The sequence below is a fragment of the Capnocytophaga sp. genome (assembly GCF_030532915.1).
Classification (GTDB): domain Bacteria; phylum Bacteroidota; class Bacteroidia; order Flavobacteriales; family Flavobacteriaceae; genus Capnocytophaga.
This window is the reverse complement of sequence record NZ_JAUNKD010000062.1, coordinates 3,055-8,300: the sequence shown is the minus strand read 5'-3', so window position 1 is coordinate 8,300 and position 5,246 is coordinate 3,055. Positions and strand designations below refer to the sequence as shown.

The 5,246-nt window shown below is 37.9% G+C and carries 3 protein-coding genes and 1 pseudogene; 3 read left to right on the top strand and 1 reads right to left on the bottom strand.

What is annotated here, in order from left to right; translation table 11 throughout:
- Positions 1-43: 43 nt before the first annotated feature.
- Positions 44-475, bottom strand: coding sequence for a hypothetical protein (locus Q4D72_RS11840; RefSeq protein WP_303078129.1), 432 nt, complete (start codon positions 473-475; stop codon positions 44-46).
- A 625-nt stretch (positions 476-1,100) separates the two neighbouring features.
- On the opposite strand from Q4D72_RS11840, the gene Q4D72_RS11835 reads away from it, so the two are divergent.
- The 3 genes and pseudogenes from Q4D72_RS11835 to Q4D72_RS11825 all read left to right on the top strand — a co-directional run.
- On the top strand, positions 1,101-1,793 hold the full coding sequence (locus Q4D72_RS11835; RefSeq protein WP_303078128.1) for a FadR/GntR family transcriptional regulator: 693 nt from the start codon (positions 1,101-1,103) through the stop codon (positions 1,791-1,793).
- A gap of 89 nt (positions 1,794-1,882) precedes the next feature.
- Complete coding sequence (locus Q4D72_RS11830) at positions 1,883-4,618, top strand: outer membrane beta-barrel protein (protein ID WP_303078127.1); 2,736 nt, start codon at positions 1,883-1,885, stop codon at positions 4,616-4,618.
- A gap of 124 nt (positions 4,619-4,742) precedes the next feature.
- Positions 4,743-5,246 (top strand): annotated as a pseudogene (locus Q4D72_RS11825) (3-phosphoshikimate 1-carboxyvinyltransferase); the annotation flags it as partial.

The window sequence follows — 5,246 nt, the reverse complement described above, 5'->3', positions numbered from 1 at the left end:
ATAAATATAATTATTTGAATATCAAAATTTTAAAATAATTATTTTATTTTTCAATATGATTCGATGCCTGATCACCACCAGCTCCCGTTGAATTACAACCCTCTTTGGGTTTTGAAGTTAAGGAGGGAATTGTGTTGTTTTTCAGAAAGGTGCTGATTTGTTCCCCTTGTTTTACCCGAACAGAATAGTTTGTAATGCCTCCTTTTTTTGAAATGACGATAACTTCATTTTCCAAAAAATTAAAATCGGACAATTGTTCATTGGTTTCCCCCGATTTTGCACTCATTTTTTCATTTATAAACACTTGGTCAAAGGCTTCTTTTACCCCGTCAGGAAGATTTGATACGGGCATTTTGCGGATGCTGTCATTGATGACACCGTTTTCAGTGGGCGTTTCAATGGTTTCATCAAAATCACTCTTACAACCAAAAATGATTGTTAGTAACAAACCAATTAAATAAACTGATTTTTTCATTTTAAATTTGCGTCCTTTTTGCAATGGTGCTTACTGAAAAGCACATCACCCGATAAGACAACTTTAAGGACTTATGTTTAATTAATTGTGCCTCCGTGATAACTACTCAAAGAAGGGTGTAAGAGACAGCCTCTCCACACATTCGTATTCTTACATTAAATCAAAGTTCTGTAAGCAACATCCCTGCGTGTTTGTCATTCTTTTTTCATTATCAAGCCCACAATCAACATTTATTTTGCATATCTTTCAACAAAACACACATTTTTTTGCTATCAACAAAAAAATATGTATCTTTGTCGCCCATTTTTAAGAGATACATAATAAAATTTATGTGGACACTTAACAAGTAGCACCCAATTGAGCCTCAATTGTGGTGCTTCTTCTGTTGCAAATCAATACAAAAAAACAATAGGGCGCAAGAAAAATTAAATATTTAACTTTTTTTAACGTATTTTTGCTGTTGATTTGTGTTTTTTTGTGGAGTGATTTATTGTGAATTTTTTATTTTGGCGGTAAAAAATAATTGATTGATGATGAAAAATGCAATAAATTGCCAAAATTATTGTTGAAATGTTAAAAAATAATCGTATTTTTGTAGCGGATTATCGTGTTGTATTGAAAAGATATGGAGCCACTTGAGAATATTACCTTAGTAGACCGAGTTGAGAAGCGCATCGCTGATTATATCCGAAAAAATGATTTAAAACCGGGTGATTCCTTGCCCAAAGAGGTGGAGCTTGCCACGTGGTTGGGTGTCAGCCGTACGGTGGTTCGTGAGGCAATGTTGCGAATGCGTACCTTGGGGCTTGTCGAATCAAAAAAACATCGTGGTACTGTTTTGAAAGAACCTGATTTTATCAGCAATATTCAAAAAACATTGGATACTAAAATGCTTGACGAGAGTACATTGCGTGATTTGTTCGAGTTTCGATTGATGTTTGAAATCGGTATGGTTGATTTTGTCTTTGCCCGAAAAACGCAAGCCCAAGTGCAAGAATTGGAAGCCTTGGCAAGGCGGGCAAATTACGAATATGTCAATAATTATTTTTCATTAAAAGACGAATTTGAATTTCACAGCACGCTTTACAAAATGGCTGACAATCAAACTTTATTGCGATTTCAGGAATTGTTATTACCTGTTTTTCAGTATGTTCACGATTTGCAAGCAAAAGAAATTCCTTTTTTGAAGGAAAATAAACGTCTGGTAACGCATATCGATTTGGTGGAGGAACTCAAAAAAGGAACACCTCAGTCTTTTCGGGAAGCAATGCGGGAGCATTTAAATCCTCATTTTGAAAGAATTAGTGCCGAAAAATAATTTTTTTCAAGAATATTGTAGTTGTTTTCTTTTGGATATTTTAACAATAAATTACTGGCAAGCATAAATTAACAAAATAGTATCTTAAAATGAGAAAAAAATATAGCCTCTTATGTATTTTCTTGCTGATATCGTTTTCGGCTCTTGCTCAGCAATTTACCCTAACGGGAAAGGTTTATGACAAAACTTCCGATAAACCATTGGAAGCGGCAACCGTCTTTTTAAAATCCGTAAAAGATTCTTCCTTAGTGAATTACACCATTTGCGACAATAAAGGTGTTTTCAATCTGAAAGCCAAAAGCAGCGAATCGGTATTTGATTTGTTTATCACCCATATCGGAAATGCACCCTACAAAAAACGCATTGAAAAACCGAAAGGAACGCTTGATTTGGGGCGTGTTGAATTGGAAACGCAAGCTCAAGAATTAGAGGAAGTTACACTCACTTCCGAAGCCATTCCGATTACCGTAAAAAAAGATACGCTTGAATTCAATGCCGATGCTTTCAAGCTCCGCCCCGATGCCACGGTGGAAGAATTACTCAAAAATCTGCCGGGTGTGGAGGTCGATTCCAAAGGAAACATCACCGTGAACGGAACGTCCGTAAATGAAATTTTAGTAAATGGAAAACCTTTTTTTGACGACCCGAAAATCGCCACGAAAAACCTCACCAAAGACATTGTCAAGAAAATTCAAGTGAGCGACACCAAAACCAAAGAACAGAAATTCACCAAAGAACAAGGCGACTCGGACAATAAATCCATCAATATTGTGCTGAAAGAGGACAAAAACAAAGGCTATTTCGGGCGGGCAACCGTAGGGTACGGCACCAAAGACCGCTACGAACTCAACGGTTTCGGGAATTATTTTCAAGACAAAACACGCGTTTCTATTTTAGGTAGTTCAAACAATATCAATACATTAGGCTTTCAATTTGATGAAGTATTCGGAATGATGGGCGATGTGCAAGATGTTTGGATGTCAAAGGGAAATATTTCTATTAACGGAATGAATTTCGGGGGCGGCGACGGTTTTAATAAATCGCACATCGGGGGCGTTAGTTACGTGGACGAATATGGCAAAAACATCGAAGTTGATGCCAATTATTTTTATTCACACAACGATAACGAAAATTATTCACGAAACGACCGCGAAACCACCCTGCCCGACCGCCATTATTTTTCACGAAACGAACAGTGGAACAACTCGTGGAGCGAGGGGCATTCCGCACGGGCTGAGTTGGAGTACAAAATCGATTCGCTTACGCAGATTTCGGTCAGTCCGCAACTTTCCGTAAATCGGGGGAACAACCACAACCGAAGCGAGGAAACCTCGTATGACAACCAAAAATCCATTGTAAATCAGAGTATTTCAAAAAGTAATTCGCAAAATTACGGCATAACGTTCAACAATCGGGTGTCGTTCAATCGGCGTTTTAAAGGTACGAAAGGTTCGTGGGGTGTAAGTTTGGGAAACAAGAACAGCCGTTCGGAAAAAGAACAAACGCTTTACAATACGCGTGAAATTTTCGGAAGTAATCCTTCTATACAAGTGCGTGACCAACAGCAAGATACGGATAATCAAAGTGATAATTATTATCTTCGGGCGAATTTGCGTTATCCGTTGTACAAAGATTTTTTGCTCAAAGCCGGTTACAATTTTTCAAAAACCGACACAAAAAGCAATGTAAATACGTATGATGCAGATTCAAACGGAAATTATCTGAATTTCAACACTTTGCTTAGTTCTGATTTTCTAACGGAAAACACGCGACATCAACCTGAAATCGGGGTGGAATGGCAAAGAGGTAAATTTCGGCTTAACAGCGATGTGGGAATGATTTACAACCGACTTGAAAATCAGGACTTTTTGCGAAATTTGGCGTTGGATAAAAACTTCCAAAATCCGAATCTTCGGCTTCGGGCGAGTTATGAAATCAAAAAAGGAACGACCTTAAATTTCAATTACAACACCCAAACGCGTGTGCCGAGCGTGAATCAGTTGCAACCTATTGATAATGTGAATAATCCGTTGCATACGTTTACAGGAAATCCCGATTTAAAACCCACGTTTACCAATATTTTCCGTCTTGACTTTAACAATTACGATTTTGAAACACGCTCGGGAATATTCGCTACATTACGCACTGAATTTCAGCAAGATAAAATCACTTCCGTAACGCTGACTAACAGCGATTTAACCCGAAAGACCACTTACACGAACATTGACGGCGATTTTTTGGTACGCGGAGGAGCGAATTACAGAAAATCGTACAAAATCGAGGAACACAAAATCGGTTATCGGTTAGGTACTTGGGGAAGAATCGGGAAAAGCAATCTATTCAGCAACGGAACTCGCTATGTCATAACCAATTACAGCGTAACGCCATCACTTACTTTGGAATATGAATGGGAAGCGAAAATAGACTTTTACTTGGAATATAATCCGTCTTTCAACAAAGCAAAATACAACTTAGATGTTTTTGAAAATCAGGATTATACCGAGCAACGGGCTTCGCTTCAATTAACTACGTATGTGCCTAAAAATGTGATTTTTGGCAATGATATTGAATTTTCATACGCACCTTATTTGAGCGATGGTTTCAGAAAAACGAGTTTTTACTGGAATATGAGTTTGGGTTACAAGTTTTTAAATGAAAAAGCCACCATACAACTCAAAGCCTACGACTTGCTGAACCAAACCGTGGAAGCGTGGCGAACCATCACCCAAGATTACGTGCAAGATTCGCAAAAATTGGTGCTGAAACAATATTTTATGCTTAGTTTTTCGTATAAATTCAATAAAGCGGGCGGTAAAGGTCATTAATTCAGATAACGAGGCAAAGCATAAATTTTAAATAAGATTCGGTTGTTTGAAAATGATTTGAAAAGCAAAAGAGCTTGTTTTTCAAATCGTTTTTTTATTTTTGTGGCGGAGATACGCAAAAAAAATGAATCAAACACTTTCACAATCAGAATTAATTTCCGGGAAAAAAATCAGAATTTCGGGTTCAAAATCCGAAACCAATCGTTTGTTGTTGTTGCAAGCTATTTATCCTCAAATAGTTATCAAAAACGCTTCTTGTTCAGATGATTCCGAAGTGATGCGAATGGCATTGCAAAAAGGTACGGGTGAGATTGATATTCATCACGCAGGAACGGCGATGCGTTTTTTAACCGCATTTTTCGCTTCCTACAGTGGCGGAGAGGTTGTTTTGACCGGCTCACAGCGAATGAAAGAACGCCCGATACACATTCTGGTTCAGGCACTTCGTGATTTGGGAGCCGAAATTTCATATCAAGAAACGGAAGGGTATCCACCATTATATATAAAGGGGAAAAATTTGACTGCCAATCAAGTTCGTATTTCGGCAGCGGTAAGTAGTCAGTACATTTCCGCATTGATGTTGATTGCACCTTCGTTAAGTAACGGACTGACAATCCATTTGTTAGGT